Origin of the sequence: Paenarthrobacter nicotinovorans (assembly GCF_021919345.1) — a bacterium.
In the GTDB taxonomy this organism is placed as follows: domain Bacteria; phylum Actinomycetota; class Actinomycetes; order Actinomycetales; family Micrococcaceae; genus Arthrobacter; species Arthrobacter nicotinovorans.
On the sequence record NZ_CP089293.1, the window covers coordinates 2327166 to 2350935 of the forward strand.

At 63.4% G+C, this 23770-nt stretch carries 21 protein-coding genes; 4 read left to right on the top strand and 17 right to left on the bottom strand.

What is annotated here, in order from left to right; all coding sequences use genetic code 11:
• Window positions 1-2 precede the first annotated feature (2 nt).
• The 5 genes from alaS to JMY29_RS10860 form a co-directional block, all read right to left on the bottom strand.
• A complete protein-coding gene (gene alaS / locus JMY29_RS10840) occupies window positions 3-2681 on the bottom strand; it encodes an alanine--tRNA ligase (protein WP_018777743.1) in 2679 nt (892 codons plus the stop codon).
• Window positions 2682-2795: 114 nt separating this feature from the next.
• Window positions 2796-3026: a hypothetical protein gene (locus JMY29_RS10845; RefSeq protein ID WP_026267164.1), complete on the bottom strand. Its 231-nt coding sequence runs from the start codon at window positions 3024-3026 to the stop codon at window positions 2796-2798.
• Between the two features lie 22 nt (window positions 3027-3048).
• Complete coding sequence (locus JMY29_RS10850; protein WP_018777745.1) at window positions 3049-3423, bottom strand: DUF948 domain-containing protein; 375 nt, start codon at window positions 3421-3423, stop codon at window positions 3049-3051.
• A 158-nt stretch (window positions 3424-3581) separates the two neighbouring features.
• Window positions 3582-4202 (bottom strand): 30S ribosomal protein S4, encoded by a 621-nt coding sequence (rpsD, locus tag JMY29_RS10855; protein ID WP_018777746.1) that lies wholly within the window; start codon window positions 4200-4202, stop codon window positions 3582-3584.
• Window positions 4203-4392: 190 nt separating this feature from the next.
• Complete coding sequence (locus JMY29_RS10860; RefSeq protein ID WP_189075514.1) at window positions 4393-5835, bottom strand: replication-associated recombination protein A; 1443 nt, start codon at window positions 5833-5835, stop codon at window positions 4393-4395.
• Between the two features lie 41 nt (window positions 5836-5876).
• On the opposite strand from JMY29_RS10860, the gene JMY29_RS10865 reads away from it, so the two are divergent.
• Window positions 5877-6521, top strand: a complete 645-nt coding sequence (locus tag JMY29_RS10865; protein WP_189075513.1) for a Vms1/Ankzf1 family peptidyl-tRNA hydrolase — start codon at window positions 5877-5879, stop codon at window positions 6519-6521.
• Here the strand turns inward: JMY29_RS10865 and JMY29_RS10870 are convergent.
• From JMY29_RS10870 to hisS, 3 genes are all read right to left on the bottom strand, one after another.
• On the bottom strand, window positions 6485-7261 hold the full coding sequence (locus JMY29_RS10870) for a GNAT family N-acetyltransferase (protein ID WP_189075512.1): 777 nt from the start codon (window positions 7259-7261) through the stop codon (window positions 6485-6487). The genes JMY29_RS10865 and JMY29_RS10870 overlap by 37 nt on opposite strands.
• An 86-nt stretch (window positions 7262-7347) precedes the next feature.
• Window positions 7348-9141: an aspartate--tRNA ligase gene (gene aspS / locus JMY29_RS10875; protein ID WP_018777750.1), complete on the bottom strand. Its 1794-nt coding sequence runs from the start codon at window positions 9139-9141 to the stop codon at window positions 7348-7350.
• Between the two features lie 110 nt (window positions 9142-9251).
• The gene (gene hisS / locus JMY29_RS10880; RefSeq protein ID WP_018777751.1) at window positions 9252-10607 is read right to left on the bottom strand and encodes a histidine--tRNA ligase; all 1356 of its coding nucleotides are present in this window, start codon (window positions 10605-10607) and stop codon (window positions 9252-9254) included.
• 206 nt (window positions 10608-10813) lie between these two features.
• On the opposite strand from hisS, the gene JMY29_RS10885 reads away from it, so the two are divergent.
• The 3 genes from JMY29_RS10885 to JMY29_RS10895 all read left to right on the top strand — a co-directional run bounded on the left by JMY29_RS10885 (window position 10814) and on the right by JMY29_RS10895 (window position 13867).
• Window positions 10814-11608, top strand: a complete 795-nt coding sequence (locus JMY29_RS10885) for a peptidylprolyl isomerase (RefSeq protein ID WP_189075511.1) — start codon at window positions 10814-10816, stop codon at window positions 11606-11608.
• A 66-nt stretch (window positions 11609-11674) separates the two neighbouring features.
• Window positions 11675-13162, top strand: a complete 1488-nt coding sequence (locus JMY29_RS10890) for a DUF349 domain-containing protein (RefSeq protein WP_189075510.1) — start codon at window positions 11675-11677, stop codon at window positions 13160-13162.
• A gap of 93 nt (window positions 13163-13255) precedes the next feature.
• Window positions 13256-13867, top strand: coding sequence for a hypothetical protein (locus JMY29_RS10895; protein WP_110504694.1), 612 nt, complete (start codon window positions 13256-13258; stop codon window positions 13865-13867).
• Window positions 13868-13877: 10 nt separating this feature from the next.
• Here the strand turns inward: JMY29_RS10895 and JMY29_RS10900 are convergent, their stop codons facing one another.
• The 9 genes from JMY29_RS10900 to pdxT form a co-directional block, all read right to left on the bottom strand.
• Entirely contained in the window at window positions 13878-16271 is a 2394-nt protein-coding gene (locus JMY29_RS10900) for a RelA/SpoT family protein (protein WP_018777755.1), read from the bottom strand.
• Window positions 16272-16433: 162 nt separating this feature from the next.
• Window positions 16434-17423, bottom strand: coding sequence for a protein translocase subunit SecF (gene secF, locus JMY29_RS10905; protein ID WP_018777756.1), 990 nt, complete (start codon window positions 17421-17423; stop codon window positions 16434-16436).
• Window positions 17423-19174, bottom strand: a complete 1752-nt coding sequence (gene secD / locus JMY29_RS10910) for a protein translocase subunit SecD (RefSeq protein WP_189075509.1) — start codon at window positions 19172-19174, stop codon at window positions 17423-17425. Before secD ends, secF begins: the two co-directional genes overlap by 1 nt.
• A gap of 114 nt (window positions 19175-19288) precedes the next feature.
• Entirely contained in the window at window positions 19289-19672 is a 384-nt protein-coding gene (gene yajC / locus JMY29_RS10915) for a preprotein translocase subunit YajC (RefSeq protein WP_018777758.1), read from the bottom strand.
• A 145-nt stretch (window positions 19673-19817) separates the two neighbouring features.
• Complete coding sequence (gene ruvB, locus JMY29_RS10920; RefSeq protein WP_018777759.1) at window positions 19818-20894, bottom strand: Holliday junction branch migration DNA helicase RuvB; 1077 nt, start codon at window positions 20892-20894, stop codon at window positions 19818-19820.
• Window positions 20887-21531 (bottom strand): Holliday junction branch migration protein RuvA, encoded by a 645-nt coding sequence (gene ruvA, locus JMY29_RS10925; protein WP_110504696.1) that lies wholly within the window; start codon window positions 21529-21531, stop codon window positions 20887-20889. Before ruvA ends, ruvB begins: the two co-directional genes overlap by 8 nt.
• Before the next feature lie 90 nt (window positions 21532-21621).
• A complete protein-coding gene (gene ruvC / locus JMY29_RS10930) occupies window positions 21622-22191 on the bottom strand; it encodes a crossover junction endodeoxyribonuclease RuvC (RefSeq protein ID WP_064722285.1) in 570 nt (189 codons plus the stop codon).
• 44 nt (window positions 22192-22235) lie between these two features.
• Window positions 22236-22991: a YebC/PmpR family DNA-binding transcriptional regulator gene (locus tag JMY29_RS10935; RefSeq protein ID WP_018777762.1), complete on the bottom strand. Its 756-nt coding sequence runs from the start codon at window positions 22989-22991 to the stop codon at window positions 22236-22238.
• A gap of 3 nt (window positions 22992-22994) precedes the next feature.
• Window positions 22995-23696 (bottom strand): pyridoxal 5'-phosphate synthase glutaminase subunit PdxT, encoded by a 702-nt coding sequence (gene pdxT, locus JMY29_RS10940; RefSeq protein ID WP_189075508.1) that lies wholly within the window; start codon window positions 23694-23696, stop codon window positions 22995-22997.
• Window positions 23697-23770: the final 74 nt, after the last annotated feature.

Genomic DNA, 23770 nt, shown 5'->3' on the forward strand with positions numbered 1-23770 from the left:
CGTCAGCGCTTGGCAATCGCGTCCACCACCGCTGTGAGGGCCTCAGAGACCTTCGCAGCGTCGGTGCCACCGCCTTGGGCGACGTCGTCCTTGCCGCCACCACCGCCACCGAGGATGCCTGCAGCCAGGCGGACCAGCGCACCGGCCTTCACTCCGGCCTCGCGGGCGGCTTCGTTGGTGGCGATGAGGATGACCGGGCGATCGTTGCTGACCCCGGCAACGGCCACTGCGGCGGCGTCCGAACCGAGACGGCTGCGCAGGTCCAGGGCAAGGTTCCGCAGGTCATCTGCGCCGCCCACCTGGCCGGCGTCGTGGGCAACTACGCGCACGCCGGCTGCGTCCTTTGCCGTTCCGACGAGGTTGGCGGCCGCTGCCGTGAGCTGTTCCTTGCGGAGGCGGTCGAGTTCCTTCTCCGTGGCCTTGAGCTTGTTCAGCGTGCTCGAGATGCGATCGGCAAGCTGGCCGGACGGGACCTTCAAAAGCTCGGTCAGTTCAGTCACCAGTGCGCGCTCCGCGGCAAGGTGACGGAACGCGTCCAGGCCCACGAAGGCCTCGACGCGCCGGTTTCCCGAACCAACGGACTGCTCGCCCAGCAACGAGAGGCTGCCGATGAGGGAGGTGTTGGATACGTGGGTGCCACCGCACAACTCACGTGACCAGGCGCCGTCGATCTCGACGACCCGTACCTCGCTGCCGTAGTTCTCGCCGAAGAGGGCCATGGCGCCCAGCGCCTTGGCCTCTGCCAGGCCCATCACCTTGGTGTCAACGCGATAGTTGTTCCGGATGGCGATGTTGGAGACTTCTTCAATCTCGGAACGCGTGGCGGGGCTGAGGCCCTCACCCCAGGCGAAGTCGAAGCGCAGGTAGCCGGCCTTGTTGTAGGAGCCTCGCTGAGTAGCTTCGGGCCCAAGGATCTGGTGGAGGGCGGCATGGACAATATGCGTTCCGGTGTGGGCCTGCTCTGCGGCGTGGCGGCGTTCACGGTCGACGGCGGCCCGCACCAGTGCGTCGGAGGCAATCTCACCCTCGCGGACGATGGCCTTGTGGACGCTCAGGCCCTTGATGGGACGCTGGACGTCAAGGACCTCCACCACGAAGCCGTCACCGGTGATGAGGCCGGTGTCTGCTGACTGGCCGCCTGCTTCGGCGTAGAACGGGGTTTCGTTGAGGACAAGCTCAATTTCGTCACCCGTGGAGGCATGTGCGACAGCACGGCCTGCGCTGACGATGCCCCGGACCTTTGCTTCGCCCTCAAGTTCGTCGTAGCCCGTAAAGACGGTCTCACCCTTGCCGAGAAGCTCCTGGTAGGCGCTGAGGTCGGCGTGGCCGCCCTTCTTGCCCTTGGCATCAGCCTGTGCGCGCTGGCGCTGTTCAAGCATGAGCGCACGGAAGCCTGCCTCATCAACCTTGAGGCCGGCTTCTTCGGCCATTTCCAGGGTCAGGTCGATCGGGAAGCCGTAGGTGTCGTGCAGCGCGAAGGCATCGGCGCCGGACAACGGAACTCCTGCAGCTTTCGATTCGGCCACAGCGTCTTCCAGGCGGGCCGTTCCCGAAGCAATGGTGCGGAGGAAGGCCTTCTCCTCGGCGTAAGCAATACGGCTGATGCGCGCGAAGTCGGTTTCCACCACCGGGTAAACGCCCTTCATGGCGTCGCGGGAGGCGGGAAGAAGGTCCGGAAGGCATGCCTTCTCGACACCGAGGAGGCGCATGGCGCGCACAGCCCGGCGGATGAGGCGGCGCAGCACGTAGCCACGGCCTTCGTTGGACGGCGCCACACCATCGGCAATGAGCATCAGGGCGGAGCGGATGTGGTCCGCGACGACGCGCATGCGGACGTCATCGGTGTGGTGCGGGTCCTCCGGCGACTCGGCCGAAGTGTACTCGCGGCCGGACAGTTCGGCAGCTTTGTCGATGACCGGGCGGACCTGGTCGGTCTCGTACATGTTCTCGACGCCCTGGAGGATCATCGCCAGGCGCTCCATGCCCAGGCCGGTGTCGATGTTCTTCTTCGGCAGCTCGCCGACGATATCGAAGTCCACCTTTGAACGGACGTTTTCGATCTGGTACTGCATGAACACAAGGTTCCAGATTTCGATGTACCGGGTTTCGTCGGCCAGCGGGCCGCCTTCGATGCCGTACGCCGGGCCGCGGTCGTAGTAGATTTCCGAGCATGGGCCGGCGGGGCCGGGCTGCCCGGTGGACCAGTAGTTGTCAGCCTTGCCCATGCGCTGGATACGCTCAGCCGGGATGCCGGTGTTCTTGAGCCACAGTTCCTTGGCTTCGTCGTCCTCTTCGTAGACCGTCACCCAGAGGCGCTCGGCAGGCAGTCCGTAACCGCCGTCGTCCACGCTGGTGGTGAGCAGTTCGAAGGCGAACTTGATGGCATCTTCCTTGAAGTAATCACCAAAGGAGAAGTTGCCGCACATCTGGAAGAACGTTCCGTGGCGGGCAGTCTTGCCTACCTCCTCGATGTCACCGGTGCGGATGCACTTCTGGACGCTCGTGGCACGGCTGTAGGGCGGCTCTTCGCGGGCGGTCAGGTAGGGAATGAACGGCACCATTCCGGCCACAGTGAAGAGAAGTGACGGGTCGCTGGAAACGAGCGACGCGGAGGGAACGGCGGTGTGGCCCTTGCTGACAAAAAAGTCCACCCAGCGCTTGGTGATCTCCTGCGACTTCATTAGCTGATTACTTACCCTTCTCAATTCACTGCACACGATGTGCGCGGTACCGGCTGGTGCCGTTCCGCAGCTTTCCATTCTGCCCTGTTGAGGGCCTGGGAGCGAACCGCTCCGCTACCGTCCGCCTGCTACGGCGTCGTCAATTCCAAGCGCTGCGCGGAGATCCTCTTCCCGCTGGTGCATGCCGGACCGCACTGCGTCGGCGAAGTCGAACAGCCCGTCAGCCATCCGGCCAACCGCACGGTTCAAACCTTCGGGGCCCAGGTTTGCCTGTGCCTCGGTGATCTTACGGAAGGCGATGACGCCGATTGCGACGCCAATGCCCATCCAAACAATTCTCTTCATCGGTTTATGGTCTCCCCTTGATTCAGCGGCTGCGACGGCCGGAGGAAGGGGTCCGGCGTGCGGCGAAAGCCGAGCGGACTCCGTAGCTGAAAGCAGCCACCTTGATCAGCGGCGACCCAACCGTGGCGGCCACGAGCGAGGACAGCGCGGAGATGTTGGCTGACGCGTCCGAGACGTTGGAGGCGATGCCATCGACCTTCTTCAGCTGCTGGTTGGTGGTAGTGACCGTGGCAGTCACTTCGTCCATCAAAGGCGTGGCGCCGTCGCTGATCGAACGGATGGAGGTGCGGACCTCATCGAAAACGCCGCCCAACTTCAGAATGGGCACAGCCAACAGCAGAACCAGGAGCGCGAAGACTCCTGCTGCGATGAGGCCGGCAATGTCGCCACCAGACATAGAACACTTCTCCTAGGATCGTTGCGCTGCCTTGCACCAGCCGCATCGCGGCTTTGGCCAAGGCCTCCCCCAGTACCTTACCTATAGTGGCCCGGTACCTTATAGACAAAGAAGCCCGCGGCGGTTGCCACGGGCTTCTTTGTCTGTGCTGCTTGAATTTAGCGAGCGTAGAATTCGACGACGAGCTGCTCTTCGCAGATCACGGGGACCTCAGAGCGCTTCGGGCGACGAACCAGGCGTGCCTGCAGGGCGTCGATCTTGACGTCCAGGTATGCGGGCACGTTGTTCAGGACGTGTGCACCGGCAGCGGCGACCTGGAACGGTGCCATGACCTCGGAGCGGCTGTGAACGTGGATGAGCTGGCCTTCGCCAACGCGGAAGGACGGGCGGTCCACGCGGACGCCGTCAACCATGATGTGGCGGTGCACGACGAGCTGGCGTGCCTGTGCGATGGTGCGGGCAAAGCCTGCACGGAGCACGAGGGCGTCCAGACGCATTTCGAGCAGCTCGACCAGGTTTTCACCGGTCAGGCCCTTGGTGCGGCGTGCTTCTTCGAAGGCACGGGTCATCTGGGCTTCGCGGATGCCGTACTGGGCGCGCAGACGCTGCTTTTCGCGCAGACGTACGGCGTAGTCGGAGTCCTGCTTCTTGCGGGCACGGCCGTGCTCACCGGGGCCGTACGGGCGGCGCTCCATGTACTTGGCGGCCTTGGGGGTCAGAGCAATGCCGAGTGCACGCGAAAGGCGTGCGGTACGGCGAGCACGAGTGTTGTTAGCCACTTGTGTCCTTCCAATTACTGCGGTGTATCTGTGATACTGGCCTCCATCAGGGAGAGCATCGGCCAACCGCTGCCTCTTGCTACTGGCCCGGGCGCGCAGCACCGTTGAAGAAATCTTCAAGGGATTTGGCGTCGGGTCATGCCAGACAAGGATCAATCCTACCACGGGCGTTGGAACCGCCCTGCCTCCGCTACTCGCCGCGGACGATCTTGCGGAGCCGCTCCAACCTGGCCGCAATATCCCGCTCCGCGCCGTTGTTGGTGGGCTGGTAGTAGTCCTTGCCGACGAGGTCGTCCGGCGGGTACTGCTGGGTGGCTATCCCGTGCGGCTCATCGTGGGCGTATTTGTAGCTGGTGCCGTGGCCCAGTTGCTTGGCACCGGGATAGTGGGCATCCCGCAAATGCATCGGAATGCCGCCGCCATAGCCTGCACGCACATCCGCCACCGCTTTGTTCAAGCCCATGTAGGCGGCGTTGGATTTAGGCGCCGTTGCAAGGTGCACCACGGCCTCGGCCAGCACAATGCGGCCCTCAGGCATGCCGATCAACTGCACTGCCTGCGCCGCTGCCACGGCGGTCTGCAATGCGGTGGGGTCGGCCATGCCGATGTCCTCGGCGGCGGAGATCACGATCCGTCGGGCCACGAAGCGCGGGTCCTCCCCGGCTTCGAGCATCCGGGCCAGATAGTGCAGTGCCGCATCCACATCCGAGCCGCGGATGGACTTGATGAACGCGCTGGCGACGTCATAGTGCTGGTCCCCCGCGCGGTCATAGCGCACCGCCGCAGCGTCCAAGGCCCGTTCCGTGTGGCGGAGTTCCACCAGCACCGCGGCGTCCGGCGCTTCGCCTTCGACGGCGGCCGGGTCGTCGACGGCGGCTGAGTCACCGAAAGCTACCCCGGCAGCGGCTTCCAATGCCGTCAACGCACGCCGGGCGTCGCCTCCGGACAGCCGCACGAGATGGTCCAGCGCTTCCGGGCTGAGCTCAACGCGGCCCGCGAGTCCGCGGGCGTCGGACACTGCCCTCTGCAGCAGTCCCGAGATGTCATCGTCAGTCATCGGCTTCAGCGTCAGCAGCAGCGAACGCGACAACAGGGGCGAGACCACCGAGAAGGACGGGTTTTCCGTGGTTGCTGCCACCAGCACGACCCAGCGGTTCTCAACCCCCGGCAGGAGGGCATCCTGTTGGGCCTTGTTGAAGCGGTGGATCTCGTCCAGGAACAGGACGGTGGTCTTCTTGTACAGGTCACGGGCCGTCAGGGCCTCGTCCATGACCCGGCGTACGTCTTTGACGCCGGCGGTGATCGCAGACAACTCAACAAACTTCCGGCCGGGACCGCGGGCGATCACATGCGCCAGGGTGGTCTTTCCTGTTCCAGGCGGCCCCCAAAGGATCACCGAGCTGGGGCCGGCCGGACCGGCAGCCTCTGCGCCGGCCGCCAGTTGCCGGAGCGGGGAACCATGACCGAGCAGGTGCTGCTGTCCCACAACGTCGTCCAAGGTCCGTGGCCGCATCCGCACTGCCAGCGGACTGCGTTGGGACGCCATCCAGTTGGCGTCCGAGGGTCCCCCTGCGGCAGGCTGCTCCTCCGACTCGTCGTCGTCCACTGCGCCGGCACCAAAGAGATCTTCCACATGGATAGGCTACTCATAGTTCCAGCAAAGGAGACATCGACGTGCACCGCCCAGCATCAGCCCCGCAACGTAGGGGCGGCAGCAGGACCGCCTTAGTGCCCGCGGAAAGGCTGCAGGGGTGGGTGGCCCGGTTCGCCTCAAGCCACGGCCCGGTTGAGGAAGACCTGGACGACGGCGGCTTGCTGCTGCGGGCGGCCGACGGAAGTGAGGCCTTGCTGCGACCGCCGTGGCCGGCTGATGGCAGGCCGGGGCGCGGGGCGACAGAGCTGGACCGGCTCGCCTCGCTCGCCACCCAGGAGCGCGGTCTCGGGCTGTTGCTGGTCCGGAGGGGTGGCTACGCCCTGGCTGCTGCCAGCGGTTCCACCATCTTGGCCTCGAAAAGCGGTTCGCGCTTTATCGACGCCAAAACCACGGCGGAACACGCCGCACGGATCTTCTCCGGCCACAGGATTGAGTACATCGTTCCCGGTGGTGACCGGACCTTGGTGGACCAGGTCCTCGCCCACGCATCCCTCAAGGCAGTTGCCGGCCGGACAAGGCTCGCCTTCCTGGATGTCCAGGAACCGAAGCCAGCCGTCCTGCCAAAAGCTGCAGCTGACGCCTGCTCCGTCCGGATTACGGTGTCGGATGCACCTGTTCAGCAACCGCCTCAGCAGCCGCCGGGCGCTCGTTTCAGCGGCGCCTGACGATAAAGATAGCCACCCTGGTCAGTAAAACCCGCCTGCAAGTAGAGGTCCCGGGCTCCTTGATTGGCCGCGGTAACCAGCAGCCAGAACCCTTCGAGTCGCCGTTGGCTTCCGGCGCGCAACAACGCATCCAGAATCCTTGTACCGTATCCACGCCTGCGGTGCGCCGGCGATGTCGCCATGCTGTAGATACCGCCCCAGCCGTCCACCAAGGCGAGACGCCCGACGGCGGCGGGAACGCCGTCGTCGTCCCTCAGCAGGGCGTAGAGCGAGGGGCACGCGGCAAGAATTCTGTGGGCGACCAACAGCTCTGCCTCGCCGCCGCGGCCATCCACCGACCACCACAGGTCCAACCATTCCCGGGTGGGATGGTCGTTGATTTCTACGCCAGGCCCGGGGGCAGCCGCGGATGTCCCGGCAGCGTCCCTGACCATGATCCTGGTTTCTGACTGCCGGGTGAAGCGCTGCTCGTCCAGGACGGTATTGAGGGCTTCGCTGCGGGGATCGTTGAAGACCTGGAAGATCAGGGGAAGCCGCCGGTCCCGGTACCAGCGCGCGGCGGCCTGGACCGACCGGCTGATGCCGTCGTGTCCGGTCTGGTGGGACACCCTGGGCCACACTGAGTTTGCCCGTTGCGTCACTCCCTCCGAAGCGCGCAGCACCCACTCCCCCGTCTCCTCCCGGTCAAGGGCAGGCCAGGCCTTATCCATGAGGTCTTCAAGGAGTGCTTGCTCCATCATCTGCGGCACCTCTCATATGCGGGAAATTATGTGGCACGAACACCAAAAGGCCCCCCACCATGGTGGAGAGCCTTTTGGCCAGGACTTTACTCGGACGCGGTTGCCGGCTTGGCCGCAGGTTTGGCCTCCGGCTTGAAGTCGACGCCTGCTTCCTTGCGCTGCTGCGCCGTGATCGGAGCAGGCGCCGCAGTCAGCGGGTCATAGCCGTTGCCCGACTTCGGGAAGGCGATGACGTCGCGGATGGACTCCACACCGGCGAGCAACGCGACGACGCGGTCCCAGCCGAGCGCCATTCCGCCGTGGGGAGGTGCGCCGTACTTGAAGCCCTCCAGGAGGAAGCCGAACTTCGTCTCAGCGTCTTCCTTGTCCAGGCCCATGAGCTGGAACACCCGTTCCTGCACGGCCCGGTCGTGGATACGGATGGAACCGCCGCCGATTTCGTTGCCGTTGCAGACGATGTCGTAGGCGTAGGACAGGGCCGACTCCGGGTCCTTGTCGAACGTGTCCAGGAATTCGGGCTTGGGCGAGGTGAAGGCGTGGTGCACTGCTGTCCACTGGCCACCGCCAACTGCCACGTCACCGGAAGCGACAGCAGCGGCGGCCGGCTCGAACATCGGGGCGTCCACGATCCATACGAAAGCCCAGTCGTTGGGATCGATGAGGCCGGTACGGTGACCGATCTCAACGCGCGCGGCACCGAGCAGTGCCCGGGCGGCAGACTTCTCGCCGGCTGCGAAGAAGATGCAGTCTCCCGGTTTCGCACCAACAGCGTCCGCCAGGCCTGCACGCTCGGTTTCGGTGAGGTTCTTGGCGACCGGACCGGCCAGTTCGCCGTCTTCCTTGTAGAGCACGTAGGCCAAGCCCTTGTGACCGCGCTGCTTGGCAAATTCCTGCCAGCCGTCCAGTGTACGGCGTGGCTGGGAAGCGCCGCCCGGCATCACGACAGCACCAACGTAAGGGGCCTTGAAGACGCCGAAGTTGGTGTCCTTGAAGAAGTCGGTCAGTTCAGTCAGCTCAACACCGAAACGCAGGTCCGGCTTGTCGGAGCCGTACTTGGCCATGGCGTCCAGGTACGTCATGCGGCGGATCGGCGTAGGGATTTCGACGTCGATCAGCTGCCACAGTGCTTTGACGATTGCCTCGCCGAGTTCAATGACGTCGTCCTGGTCCACGAAGCTGGCTTCGATGTCCAGCTGGGTGAACTCCGGCTGGCGGTCTGCGCGGAAGTCCTCATCGCGGTAACAGCGGGCGATTTGGTAGTACTTCTCGAAGCCACCCACCTGGAGAAGCTGCTTGAAAAGCTGCGGCGACTGCGGGAGGGCGTACCAGGAACCCGGGGCCAAGCGGGCCGGAACAACGAAGTCACGGGCGCCTTCCGGCGTCGAACGCGTCAGCGTGGGCGTTTCGATCTCGACGTAACCACGCTGGTGGAGGAGCTCACGCGCTACGCGGTTGGCTTCCGAACGGAGGCGCATGTTGCGTGCGGGGCCGGGGCGGCGGAGGTCGAGGTAGCGGTGCTTGAGACGTGCTTCCTCGCCAACCTCAACGTGCTCGTCGATCTGGAACGGAAGGGGCTCGGAAGTGTTGAGGATAACCACGTTGTCGGCGATGACCTCAATTTCACCCGTCGCCAGGGCAGGGTTTTCGTTGCCTTCGGGACGCTTGTTGACCGTGCCCGTCACCTGGAGGACGTACTCGTTCCGGAGGCCGTGGAAGACCTCCTCCTCACGGACAACCACCTGGGCAACGCCGGACGCGTCGCGCAGGTCAACGAATGCAACGCCACCGTGATCACGGCGCCGGCCCACCCAGCCGGCAAGGGTAACGGTTTGTCCAATGTGCTCGGAACGAAGTGATCCGAGGTCATGTGTGCGCAGCACAGCATTCCTTTCAGCATGAAATTTAGAAGGACCGCTGCAAAGGCGGTCCCGTCCGAGTTTACCCGCCCCGGCCGCGGCTCCCGCCAAGGGCGGGAGAAGCTATGGTCGGATCAGGCCGTGGTCACCCGGACATGGAGGTCTTCCTCCGGAGGAGTCCAGGTCGTGGGATCGGCATCAACCTGCTCGCCGGAACGGATGTCCTTGACCTGGTGTTTTCCGTCGTCATCGGTGAACCAGACGAAGGGGATGCCGCGCCGGTCGGCGAACTTGATCTGCTTGCCGAACTTCTCGGCCTTGGCTGCGACCTCGGTAGCGATGCCGCGGCCACGCAACTGGGCCGCGATGTCCTGGGCCGCAGACCAGCTGTCGTCGCTATTCAAAGCAACCAGCACTGCAGTCGGCACAGCGCGTGAGGCCGTGGCAAGTTCCTGGCTGAGGATGCGCGACACCAGGCGCGTCACGCCGATCGAAAGCCCGACGCCGGGGAACTTGCGGTTGCCCTTGCTCGCCAGGGCATCGTATCGGCCGCCGGAACAGATCGAACCGAGCTGCTCGTGTCCCACAAGGACGGTCTCGACGACGGTGCCGGTGTAGTAATCCAGGCCGCGGGCAATGCTCAGGTCAGCGACCACCTTGCCCGGGGCACGCTGAACGGCTGCTTCGATGACTTGCTGAAGCTCGCTCAGGCCTTCTTCGAGGAGGTCATCCTTCACCCCGAGTGCGCGGACCTGCTCGACGAAGGAGGTGTCCTCGGTGCGGATCGTGGCGAGTTGCAGGGCCAGGGCCGCCTGCTCATCAGTGGCGCCGAGCTCAGACTTGAGCAAACCGGCTACCTTGTCGGCACCGATCTTTTCCAGTTTGTCTATGCTGCGCAGCACGCCGGCGGTGTCCGTCAGGCCAATGCCGCGATAGAAACCCTCGGCCAGCTTCCTGTTGTTGATCCGCAGCCGGAAGTCCGGAATGGGAAGGGCGCTCAGGGCCTCAGCGATGACCAGCGCAATCTCAACGTCATAGCGGAACGGCAGTTCGCCGTCGCCTACCACATCGATATCAGCCTGGGTGAACTCGCGGGCCCTGCCTTCCTGGGGGCGTTCACCGCGCCACACTTTCTGGATCTGGTAGCGGCGGAATGGGAAAGCCAGATACCCGGCGTTTTCCACGACATAGCGCGCAAACGGAACGGTCAGATCGAAGTGCAGTGCAAGCGCGTTGGGGTCGGACTTATCGGAACTGCCCTGCTTCGCAGCCTCGCCCTCATCATCCTGGAGCCGGCTCAGGCCATAGACCTCTTTGTCGATCTCGCCCTTGCGGAGCAACTGGCCGACCGTTTCGACCGCGCGTGTCTCAATGGAAGAGAAACCATGCAACTCGAATGTCTTCCGGAGCGTATCCAGCACATGGAGTTCCACCAACCGTTCCTGGGGAAGCCACTCGGGGAATCCGGACAGGGAGGCGGTACGTGCCATGGTGGAATTGTCTCCTCGAAGAAAGCTGACCCGGGCCTCGGCGCCATGCTTTAAACGCTCGTTCGGCGTTTAGAGGGCGGGCGTCCAGCCGGTCATGCATAAACTATGTGCGGCAGCCAGTTTATGCTTTCCGCGCGTGCACATCTAATGCAGCATGCCGGGTTCCTGTCGGCAGCCATCCGAAGCGGACACAATCAGGAGGACTCTTGGCAACAAGGTCGCGGGATGACCGCGAAGCGAAACGTCGCATCAGGCAAATGGAAGCCAAGCGCGCCCTGCGGCAGGAACAGGGAAAGCGCCGCAAACGCGACAACATCATTGCCATCGGCGCCGGTGCTGCCTCCGTGGTCCTTGCCGTGGTGCTCCAGCTGACCGTCTTCAGCTCCAACCCCACGGAAGACGAGTTCGCTGCCGCAGAGGCGGGCCTGAATTCGCCGTCGGCATCCCCGTCAGCGTCCAACGGTGCCGACATTCCCAGCCCGGATACAGCAGCCGGCAAAACGTTCACGGGCGAGCTTGCCTTGAACAGCGGCGTCGTGGGAGTCGAATTGAACGGTACAGCGGCACCGCAGGCGGCTGCTGTCCTGAAGTCGCTCGCTGATGCCGGTTACTACACAGGGGCCAACTGCCACCGGCTGACCACCTCCGAGACCTTTGGCCTCCTGCAGTGCGGCGCTAAATCAGAGGACGGCGCTGACGACCCCAACTATCGCTGGGGTCCACTCGAAAACACGCCGGCAGACAACAAGTACCCTGCCGGAACCATCGCCGTCGCCCGTACGGGCAACAATGCCTACGGCAACGGGCACCAGTTCTTCATTGTCTATAAGGACACCACCATCCCGGCCGACACGGCTGGCGGATACACCGTTGTTGGCAAGGTCACCAGCGGGTTGGACGTCGTGACGAAGATCGCCGCTGCCGGCCTCAAAGCCGGCGGAAACAGCAGCGACGGCGCCCCTGTGGCACCTGTCACGATAGACTCGTTTTCTCTGAAGTAACCAGCCCCGGGCCCAGGCCCGGGGTGCATTGCCTTAGCAGTCCCTCCAAGCGAAAGACTTTTAGCGGTGACAGACAGTCAGAAATCCGACGAAACAGCAGCAGTGGCCAACGATGAAGCGGTCGAGGTGATCGAAGCCACGGATGCCGGCGCTTCCCCCGAAGCAACCCCCGCTTCGGCTCCCAATGAACCCGCGGCACCCCGCCCCGCGCCGTCGGCAGCGCCGTCGCCCGCGGCTTTTGCGGCACGCCCCAAGGCACCCGCTGCTGTTGTTCCTGCCGCACCCGCAGTATCTGCCGCGTCGCTGGCAGAAGCAGCAAAGTGGGGACGGGCAGAAGGCGACGGCCACGTCTTCCTCACGCTCGATGGTGAGGAAATCGCCGTCGGACAGTACCCGGGAGTCAGCCCTGACGAAGCCCTGGGCTATTTCGCCCGGAAGTTCGACGACGTCATCGCCCAGGTAGTCCTCCTGGAGCACCGGGTGGAGTCCAAGGCGCCGGCAACAGACATGCAGAAGACGGTCACGCACCTGCGCGAGCAATTGGCCGAGCGCAACATGGTGGGCGATATCCGTTCCGCCGAGGCCCGCCTGGATGCCCTGTCAACGCAGATCGTGGAATTGGAGAAGTCTGAGAAGGCTGCCCACGAGGCCGTTCGGGCCAGTGAGCTTGCCGCGCGGGAGGCCATCGTGGCCGAGGCGGAGACCATTGCCGGTCAGGATCCTGCGCAGATCCAATGGAAGACCTCCAGCGCGCGTATGAACGAGCTGTTCGAATCCTGGAAGTCCGCACAGAAGAGCGGCGTCCGGCTCGGCCGCAGCAACGAGGACGCACTTTGGAAGCGCTTCCGCTCGGCCCGCACCGTTTTCGACCGCCACCGCCGCGCCTACTTCTCCCAGCTGGACAGCAACAATTCTGCTGCCAAGTCCGCCAAAGAGGCCCTGATCGCAGAGGCCGAGGCTCTTTCCTCGTCCACTGACTGGGGCTACGCCGCCGGTGAATACCGCAGGCTGATGGACCAGTGGAAGGCCACCCCGCGCGCCAGCCGCAAGGATGACGACGCCTTGTGGGGCCGCTTCCGTGCCGCCCAGGATGTCTTCTTCAGCAATCGCCAGGCCGCCAATGAACAGATTGACCAGGAATACACAGCGAATCTGGCCGTCAAGGAACAACTCGTGGTCGAGGCCCAGGGCTTGCTGCCCATCAAGGACCTCAACGCCGCCAAGAAGGCCCTCCAGTCCATCCGTGATCGCTGGGAAGATGCCGGCAAGGTCCCGCGTGCTGACATGGGCCGGATCGAGGCAGGCCTTCGCAAGGTGGAGGATGCTGTCCGTGAAGCCGAGGAAGAGAAGTGGCGCCGGAGCAACCCGGAAACCAAGGCACGCACGAACAGTGCCCTGACGCAGCTCGAAGCAGCCATCGCGGGCCTCAAGGACGACCTTGACAAGGCTGAAAAGGCCGGCGACCAGCGACGCATCAAGGCTGCTCGTGAAGCTTTGGAAGCACGCCAGGCCTGGCTCGACCAGATCCAGCGTTCGGCCAGCGACCTCGCATAATTCCTTCTGACGCTGTTGCAGGCTCCGATCCGGTTATCCACATAGCCGGATCGGAGCCTGTACTCGTAGGGGGCCCCACGAAATGATCGGTGGATGGTCCCCGCTCTCACATCCCCGCAATTGCTGGACCCGGTTATTCCGGAGCTCTATGCCCCTGGCCGCATCTTCACGTGGAATGAACTGCAGGGCATGGCGTTCGACGGCATCCTGATGCCCCTCTACGGCAAGAACTATTCCTCCCCTGGTGTGGCCATCACCCACCGGCTGCGCGCCCGCGCAGCCGCACTGAGCGTGCCTGAACGTATCCGCACCAAAGTTGTGGCCGGCAGGCTCACTGCCGCCTGGATCTATGGCTGTGCCAAACCGCCGGAGAAGTTGTCCCTGCTTGTGGATGCCAAGCACCGCATTTCCAGCCTTCGCGGCACCCTGCCCTGCAGCCTCCATGAAGTACGGCTGGGGCAGATGGATGTCGTCAGTCTCGGCGGGATGCTGGTGAGCACCCCGCTGCGTACCGCGGCGGACATTGCGCTCCACGTCGAGTCTGAACGTGCCCTGCCGGTGCTGCGTCGGCTCCTGGACAGACAGGAACTGGGCGTACGGCTAAGACTTCTTGTCCTGGCAGTCGAGGCAGCTCCCCGGGTCCCCCACAAGAAGCGCGCCCTGGCCACCCTGGCACAGTTGATGCCGGCAAATGCTATCGGCTAGCAGCAAACCGCTAGCTCCGGCGGCGGTTACCCGTGGTGCGGTAGACGTCGAAAACACCGTCAATGCGGCGCACAGCATTCAACACGTGGTGAAGGTACTTGGGATCACCCATCTCGAAGGCAAACTTCGAGATCGCCACCCTGTCGCTGGACGTGTGGACCGATGCAGCAAGGATGTTGACGTGGTTCTCCGAGAGGATCCGCGTCACATCCGAAAGGAGCGATTTGCGGTCCAGTGCTTCGACCTGGATCTCCACCAGGAACACGCTGGACTGCGTAGGTGCCCATTCGACGTCGACGATCCTGTCAGGCTGGTCACGCAGCCCCGAGACATTGGTGCAGTCTGTCCGGTGCACGGAGACACCGGAACCGCGCGTCACGAAGCCAAGGATGGGATCCGGAGGCACAGGTGTGCAGCACCGGGCCAGCTTGACCCATACGTCGCCCACGCCCCTGACGATGACGCCAGAGTCCGAGAATTTGGACTTCGCTACCTGGGTGGGGATGCTGACTTCGTCAAGATCCTCATCCGGAGTCTCATGGCCGCCCAACTGCTCCATGAGCTTTTCCATGACTGACTGGGCCGAGGTATGACCGTCACCAACGCCCGCATACAGTCCGGAGATGTCGACGTAGTGGAAATCCTCGGCGACGGAAGACAAAGCATCATGGGTCATGAGCCTTTGCAGGGGAAGGTTCTGCTTCCGCATGGCGCGGGTGAGCATGTCCTTGCCCCGGTCGATCGCTTCTTCGCGACGCTCCTTGGTGAACCACTGCCTGATCTTGTTGCGGGCACGCGCGGATTTGACGAAGTGCTGCCAATCCTGGCTCGGCCCGGCACCTTCGGCCTTGGAGGTGAAGATCTCCACCCAGTCGCCATGGTTCAATTCACTGTTCAGCGGCACCAGTTTACCGTTGACCCGTGCACCGATAGTGCGGTGTCCCACTTCCGTGTGGACGGCGTAAGCAAAGTCCACAGGGGTTGAACCCGCTGGCAGCGCCATGACTTCGCCCTTGGGTGTGAATACGAAGACTTCGCGGGCGTTGATCTCGTAACGCAGGGAATCCAGGAACTCACCCGGATCGGAGGTCTCCTGCTGCCAGTCCACCAGGGAACGAAGCCAGCCCATGTCGCCGTCGCGCGGGCTGCCCGGGCCCTGTGCCGTCCGGTTGGGCTGGTCCTTGTACTTCCAGTGGGCGGCCACGCCATACTCTGCGCGGCGATGCATCTCGTGCGTGCGGATCTGGATCTCAACAGGCTTGCCGCCCGGACCGATCACCGTGGTGTGCAGAGATTGGTACATGTTGAACTTCGGCATCGCGATGTAGTCCTTGAACCTGCCTGGCAGCGGGTTCCAGCGCGAATGCAGGGTGCCAAGGGCCGCGTAACAGTCGCGGACGGAGTCCACCAGCACCCGGACGCCCATGAGGTCGTTGATGTCGTCGAAATCCTTATCCCTGACGATCATCTTCTGGTAGATGGAGTAGTAGTGCTTGGGACGGCCCGTGATGGTCGCTTTGATCCTGGCAGTCCGCAGATCGTCGGCGATCTGGTTCCGGATGACGCTCAGGCTCTTCTCGCGCTCCGGCGTGCGGTCCCCCACCATCCGGACGATTTCCTCGTACACCTTGGGGTAGAGGGCTGCGAACGACAGGTCCTCAAGCTCCCACTTGATGGTGTTCATGCCCAGGCGATGAGCCAGCGGGGCAAAGATCTCCAGCGTTTCACGTGCCTTGCGGGAGGAAGACTCGGCTGAAACGAAGCGCCAAGTGCGTGCGTTGTGCAGGCGGTCGGCCAGCTTGATCATGAGGACCCGAATGTCCTTGGCCATGGCCACGACCATTTTGCGGACGGTCTCAGACTGGGCTGCCTCGCCAAAGCTGACCTTGTCCAACTTGGTAACGCCGTCCACCAGCATGGCAACCTCAGGGCCAAAATCCCGTGTCAGGTCCGCCAGGGTGTATGGAGTGTCCTCCACGGTGTCATGGAGGAGGGCAGCGGCCAACGTGGTGCCTGTCATGCCAAGTTCAGCCAGGATGGTCGCCACGGCCACGGGGTGGGTGATGTAAGGATCACCGCTCTTGCGCTTCTGTCCCTGGTGGCTGCGCTCGGCGACTGCGAACGCCCGTTGGATCAGGTCAAAATCTTCTTTGGGGTTGTTGGCCCTGACGGTCCGCAACAGCGGCTCGAGGATCGGAGAGTACGGAGCTACGCCCCGCCCGGTCAGGCGCGCGAGGCGCGAACGCGTGCGTTCCCGCCGGCCCGGAAACGTGGGACGGGCTCCCGGCATGTCCACCGGCACTGCGCCGGAGGCCCGGGCGGGCACGCCCGTTACAGGGACCGCCACAGCTTTGCGGTCGTCTTCCCCGCCCGCCGGTGGTGCCGACGTCGCACGTTCTTCCACAGAAGTACCCCTCACAACCGATTTAATTCTCCCAGTCTATTCCCGGAAGCGAATGCTTCTGCAACTGGACAGCACATGACGATCGGGCCGGCAAGTCAAAGAGCCGGCCACCGCACTGTGGCGGTGACCGGCTCCCTTGGACAAATACAGCTCCGTTGCCGCCTAAACGGTGGCTTCGGCGCGTCGGTGGGCTACCTTCTTGGCCTGCTTGACGAGCTCGGGCTCGCCCTGGCGCAGCCAGGCGTAGAGCGGGGCCGCGATGAAGATCGTTGCCGCGGTGCCAATGAGGATACCCACAAACAAGGCCAGCGACAGGTCGCGCAGGGTGCCCGCGCCCAGGAGTCCTGCCCCAATGAAGAGGATCGCGGCCACCGGAAGGACAGCCACCATCATGGTGTTGATGGATCGGACCAGGGTTTGGTTGACGGCCAGGTTGACCTCTTCGCCGAAGGTACGGCGGGTGGACGTTGTGATGTCCGACGTGTTTTCGCGGATCTTGTCGAAGACCACGACGGTGTCGTAGAGCGAGTAGCTCAGGACGGTGAGGAAGCCGATAATCGCCGACGGCGTCACTTCGAAATCGCTCAGGGCGTAGACGCCCGCAGTGGTGAACATCGTGACGAGCATGCCGACGAGGGCCGACAAGGACATCTTCCAGGTCCTGAAATACAGGGCCATGAGGACCGCGGCCAAACCGACGAAGACCACCAGGCCGATGAGGGCCTGACGGGTCACATCCTGGCCCCAGGTCGGTCCGACGAAGTTGGAGGTGACTTCGTTCTCCGTCACACCATAGGCGCTTGTGAGCCCGTCCTTGATGCGGTTGGTCTCGTCATCGGTCAGCTGGTCCGTCTGGATGCGCATGGTGTTGCCGGCCACGTTTGCGACACGCGGAATGGCATCAGGCACGACCTCGTGGACTGCCCGCTCCCCCAGCGCTGCGTCTGTGGTGCTCACGTTTGAAACCGTGAACTCCGAACCGCCGCGGAATTCGATACCGAGGTTGAAGCCACCCTTGACCACCGGGATCAGGATGGACAACGCCACGGCGACGGCCGCGATGATGAACCAGATCTTCTTTGAATTGACAAAGTTGTAGGAACGTTTGCCCGTGTAGAGCTCATGGCCGAAGGTTGCGAAGCTCGTAGTCATTACTTCTCCTCCTTGCTGCCGTTGGAAGAACCAGTCAGTTGGCCCTTCGCGGCAAGCCGCCGTTCGGCGATGGTCATGCGTCGTTCCGCTTCAGCGGCCGCCCCGGCGTTGCGGGGGCGGACCGGCGTCGGCTTGTCATCCGGGGTCCGGAGACGTCCGGCCCCCCGGTACAGCGGTATCGCACCCAGGCGGTCGGGCGACAGTCCGGAGAACCGGTGTCCTTCGCCGAAGAACTTGGTACGGGCCAGGACCTGCAGCATCGGGTGCGTGAACATGAACACAACAAGGAGGTCGGCAAGGGCCGTCAGGCCCAAGGTAAAGGCAAAGCCACGGACGTTTCCGACAGCCACGAAGTACAGGACCAGCGCGGCCAGAAGGTTGACGGCTTTGGAAGCCAGGACCGTGCGCTTGGCGCGCTTCCAGCCGTTCTCGACGGCGGACACCAGTCCGCGCCCGTCGCGCAGTTCGTCACGGATACGTTCGAAGTAGACGATGAACGAGTCGGCGGTCTGACCGATAGCCACAATCAGACCTGCGACACCTGCCAGGGACAACCTGTAGTTCTCGGTCCAGCCGAGGATTGCGATGGCAAGGTACGTCAGCAACCCGGCCACTACCAGGGAAGCGATGGTAACGAGTCCCAAAGCCCGGTACTGGAAGAGGGAGTAGACAACCACCAGCAGCAAGCCGATCATGCCGGCAAGCAAGCCAAGACGGAGCTGGTCCCCGCCAAGGGTGGCCGAGATTTGCTCCTGGGACTGGATCTCGAAACTGATCGGGAGGGCACCGTAGCGCAGCTGGTCGGACAGGGCCTTGGCACTGGCTTGGGTGAAGTTGCCGGTGATCTGCGGCTTTCCGTCGGTGATGACGGCAAGGGCACGCGGTGCTGAAATCACTTTGTCATCGAGGACAATGGCGAACTGGGACTTCGGGTCTTCCGTGCCTTGCGCCTGTGCGGCCACGTAGAACTGGTTGAGCCGTTCGGTGACTGCCTTGAACTTCGCAGTGGCGTCACCGTTGAAGACGATATTCACACCCCAGGAGTTGGTCACCGAACCCTGTGCACCCTGAACCTGGGAGAAGGTGGAATCGCTGATGTCCTGGCCCTTGACCTCTACCGGGCCAAGAATGTACTTGACGGCGGGAGTCTTGTCCGTGGCAGGCTCACAGGCCACCAGCGGCTTGGCTGGATCGGAGCGGTCGCGCTTCTCCGTGGAGGGATTGACGCAGTCCAGCGCTTCGAATTCCTTGACGACATCGCCCGTGACCCAGTTGTTGTCGCTGGCGTTGGCCGGCTCTGCGGTCGGCTTGGGCAGCTTGTCATCCGGTGTCCGCTGTTCTGCGGGAACGGCGGCGGGGTCACCAGCGGCGATAACGGGGCGGAAGTTCATGTCCGCGGATGCCTGGATGAGGTCCCGGGTCTCCTTTGAGGGAGTGCCCGGCAGGCTGACCACCACATTGCGGCCGGACTGCGTGCTGATCTCGGCCTCGGCGACGCCGGAACCGTCAACACGCTGGCGGATGATCGCCACAGCCTGGTTCAGCTGCTCCTCATTGATGTCGCTTGCACCCTCCACCCGGGGTGCCAGGATCATCTGGGTTCCACCTTCGAGGTCCAATGCGAGCTTGGGCGCCCAGCTCGCATGGCCGGTCATCACCCCGCCAGCCAGGACAGCGGTGAGTACAACGAAAATTGCTCCAAGCCAGGTCAGCACCCTGCGGGCTGAGTTTTTGGGGCCGGTCCGTGCCATTATCGATCTTCCTGTTATCGCCGGACAGCCGCCGGCGGACGCTGGTAAGCGTCTGCCGGCGGCTCTCCGCTGCCGTAGAAGTTTCCTTGCGCGGTGATGCCGCGACTGACGGTGCTAGTTGTCCTTCTTGTCCTCTTTGTTGAGGCGCGCGATGGTCTCTTCCGGAGTCTCGACTGCCGAAGGGGTTTCAGTACCCGCAACGGTCAAGGAAGAAGCGTCATCGGGAACCACCGGGGCTTCCTCAGGAGCAGCCTCAACCACCTTGGTGACAGCCTGGCGGTGGACTGTGGCCTGGTTGCCCGGCGAAAGCTCGATAACGACCTTGTTTTCCGCTTCGTCGATGGACACGATCCGGCCGAAAAGGCCGAAGCTGGTCATGACGTCGACGCCCGGAGCGAACTTGGACTGCATCTCAGCCTGCTGCTGCTGGGTCTTCTTGTTGCGGCGGAACATCATGAAGACAAAAAGTCCAAGCATGACGAACAGCAATATGGTCATTGGATCCACAGGGAAGTTCCGTTCTGTACTTACGTTTTGGTCCACGGCAACGTCCCTGGCAGATCCGCGAGGCTGGCGCATGGATCAAGGACTCGAACGTGCCGAGCGTCATACCAGTCTAGAGGGAAAAGCTGAACACAGCGTGTTAACCGGCTGTATCGATGCTTTCGGCGTGGTTTTCGTCCTCGTCAAAGAGCGCAAGCGTCTCTTGTCCGAACACGCCGGTCGGTACCGCGTACCCCAGGTGGGTCCAGGCCGAAGCCATGGCGATCCGGCCCCGCGGCGTCCGCCCCAGCAGCCCTTCGCGCACCAGGAACGGCTCCGCCACTGTCTCGACAGTCTCCGGTTCTTCACCAACAGCGATCGCCAAGGTGGACAGTCCCACGGGGCCGCCGTTGAACTTGGTGATCAGGGCTTCCAGGACGGAACGGTCCAAGCGGTCAAGGCCGCGCTGGTCCACCTCATACATATCCAATGCAGCGGACGCTGACCGGGCGTCGATCTGATCAATACCGTGGACCAAAGCCCAGTCGCGGACCCGGCGAAGCAGCCGGTTGGCGATACGCGGTGTACCGCGTGACCTGCCTGCTATTTCCGTGAACCCGGCCGAATTGACCTTGAGGTCCAGCAAACCGGCCGACCGGCGGAGGACAAGCTCAAGTTCAGCCACGGAATAGAACTCGAGGTGCCCGGTGAAACCGAAACGGTCCCTCAACGGGCCGGGGAGAAGCCCGGCCCGCGTGGTGGCACCCACCAGGGTGAAGGGCGGCAGCTCCAGAGGGATGGCGGTAGCGCCGGCACCCTTTCCGACCACGATGTCCACACGAAAATCCTCCATGGCCATGTAGAGCATTTCTTCTGCCGGCCTGGACATACGGTGGATTTCGTCAAGGAACAGCACCTCGCCCTCCGACAATGAGGAAAGGATGGCCGCCAGGTCACCTGCATGCTGAATGGCCGGACCGCTGCTGATACGCAGCGGCGCGTTCATTTCCGCCGCGATGATCATGGCCAAGGTGGTCTTGCCCAGGCCCGGTGGACCGGACATGAGCACGTGATCGGCACTGCGTCCACGCATTTTGGACGCCTCGAGTACCAAGGCAAGTTGTTTGCGGACCCGGTGCTGGCCCACGAAGTCATGCAGGTTCTTCGGACGGAGCGCGGCCTCAATGACCCGCTCTTCCGGCTCCTCTCCCCCGCTGACCAGTGACTGCTCAGCCACGGGAACCTACGCGGTTACCGGCGCGTGCGCCGTCCTGGCCAAGCCAACGCAGGGTGGCCCGGAGGATCTGCGCGACGTTGCCGGCCTCCACGAGTTCGGGCGAATCAGCCATGGCTTTGTCGATGCTTCCGGTGGCGTCCTTCTCCGACCATCCCAGGCTGGTCATCGCAGCAACAACCTGCGGCTTCCACTCAGCCTTGATGGCGGTTTCCGGAGCAGCACCACTTCCGGTACCGTGCGGGACCAGCTTCCCGGCAAGTTCAAGGACAATCCTGCCCGCAACCTTGGGTCCGATGCCCGGCACCTTGGTGAAGGCCTTGCTGTCGCCGGTATGCGCCGCGACGCGGATGGCTTCGGGCTCGTGCACCGCCAGAACAGCGAGGGCCAAACGCGGGCCGACCCCGCTGACACTAAGCAGGACATCGAAAACTTCGCGTTCGTCGTCGTCCGCGAAGCCGAACAACGTGAGGGAGTCTTCCCGGACGATCATGGAGGTAAAAAGTTTGGCTTCAGTGCCCACGTGGAGGTGGCTCAAGGTCTGTGGTGTGGCGTAGACGCTCATGCCGGCACCGTTGAGGTCAATGACGGCGGTGGACAAACCAACATGGGCAACGGTTCCACGAAGAAAACTGATCAAGACCCGGCTCCTGAGTTATTGCGGCGTTATTACGGCTAAAGCGGACTATCCGAACATATCTACGAATACCCTAGCAAGCGCAGCCGGCAATCACCGCTTGCGGCGCGCTTTCGCTTCGGCGTCTGCCCATGCTTTTTGCGCCGGCGTCAGGGATCCGGTGCCGGACGCAGCACCCATTCCGTTGCCTGCACGCCAGGCATGCGTCAAAGCCAACGCGAGTGCGTCCGCGGCGTCTGCCGGCTTGGGCGGGGCGTCCAGGCGCAGGATCTTGGTCACCAGCTTGGTCACTGCGTCCTTGTTGGCTGTACCGCTGCCGGTCACCGCGGCTTTTACTTCCGACGGGGTGTGCAACGCCACAGGGATGCCGCGGCGGGCCGCGGCGGCAATGACGACCCCGGAGGCCTGCGCAACGCCCATGACAGTGCTGACGTTCATCTGGGAGAAAACCCGTTCGACGGCGACGACGTCCGGCTTGTGCAGGTCAAGCCACTCATCGATGGCGTGGGCTATGACCAGCAGGCGCTTGTCCAGCGTTAGTTCAGCGGACGTACCCACCACTCCGACGGCGACCATGGTGGCCCGCCGGTTCCGCTCGATGTCTACTACACCGATGCCGCAACGGGTAAGGCCCGGATCGACTCCCAATACGCGAAGAGTCAAGTCCGGGCCTTCCTGTTTGTCATCAAAATCGGGTGCTGCCACGCCTACTCGGCGTCGAGGGCAGCCTGCACTTCCTCGCTGAAGTCCGCGTTGCTGTAGACGTTCTGGACATCGTCCAGGTCCTCGAGCGCGTCGACGAGCTTCATGAACTTCTTGGCACCATCGACGTCCAGCTCCACCTGCATGGAGGGAACGAACTCTGCTTCGTCGGTTTCGTAGTCGATCCCGGCTTCCTTGAGGGCATCACGGATGGCCTGGAGGTCCGAGGGTTCGGAATGGATCTCCCAGTTGTCCCCGCTGTCCTTGACCTCCTCCGCACCGGCGTCCAGGACGGCCATCAGGATGTCGTCTTCGCTGAGACCGTTCTTCGGCAAAACCACCACGCCCTTGCGGGCGAACAAGTAGCTGACGGATCCCGGGTCTGCGATGGTCCCGCCGTTGCGCGAGATGGCCAGGCGCACCTCGGAGGCCGCACGGTTCTTGTTGTCGGTAAGGCACTCGATCAACAAGGCCGAGCCCTGCGGTCCGCGGGCTTCGTACATGATCTCGGTGTAGTCGACGACCTCGCCGGTGAGGCCGGCGCCACGCTTGATGGCGCGGTCGATGTTGTCGTTGGGCACCGACGTCTTCTTGGCCTTGGTCACGGCGAGTTCCAGGCCCGGGTTGCCGGCCAGGTCCGGTCCACCCATGCGGGCAGCAACTTCGATGTTCTTGATCAGTTTTGCGAACGACTTTGCACGCCTGCTGTCAATGATGGCTTTTTTGTGCTTGGTGGTCGCCCATTTGGAGTGGCCTGACATGCTTTACGCTTCTCCTCTGATCATTCGAATAAAGAGTTCATGCACACGCTTCTCCCCTGTCACTTCCGGGTGGAAGGAGGTGGCCAGCAAATGGCCGGAGCGCACTGCAACAATTCTAGCCACTCCATGCAAAGCGGCGGTGTGGCCGGCACGGTCAGGATCGACCTGTGCCAGGACGTCTACTCCAGGACCTACCCGCTCAACCCAAGGTCCGCGGATGAACACGGCATGGACAGGGTCCACTCCGTCCTCGTCGGCGCTGAACTCCAGTCCCTTGAAATCGAGGTCCGTTTCGAAGGATTCCCGTTGCCGTCCGAAAGCGTTGCGGCGAACGGTGATATCCAGGCCGCCAAACGTCTGTTGCGGGTTTCCCTGCAAGTCGGTGGCAGGGTCTGCGATCTCTTCGGCCAGCAGAATCATGCCCGCGCAGGACCCGTAGACCGGAAGGCCGTCGGCTATACGCTTTTGGATGGGATCACGGAGTTCAAAGATCCGGGACAGTTTGTCGATGGTGGTGGATTCGCCACCGGGGATGATCAGGCCGTCGATCCCGTCCAGCTCGGCAGGCCGGCGGATACCCACGCCTACAGCTCCAGCGGACTCGACGGCATGAATGTGCTCACGGAAATCGCCCTGGAGTGCCAGGACGCCGATCCGGAGGCCTGTACCCACGCGTGACGAAGCGTCGGAAAGGGGGTTGGTCATTGGACCATCATAGTGCTCCCGCCCGCACGGCCGGCTTCGGTCAGTGCTCTGCGACCTGAGGCGACCCGGGTTCC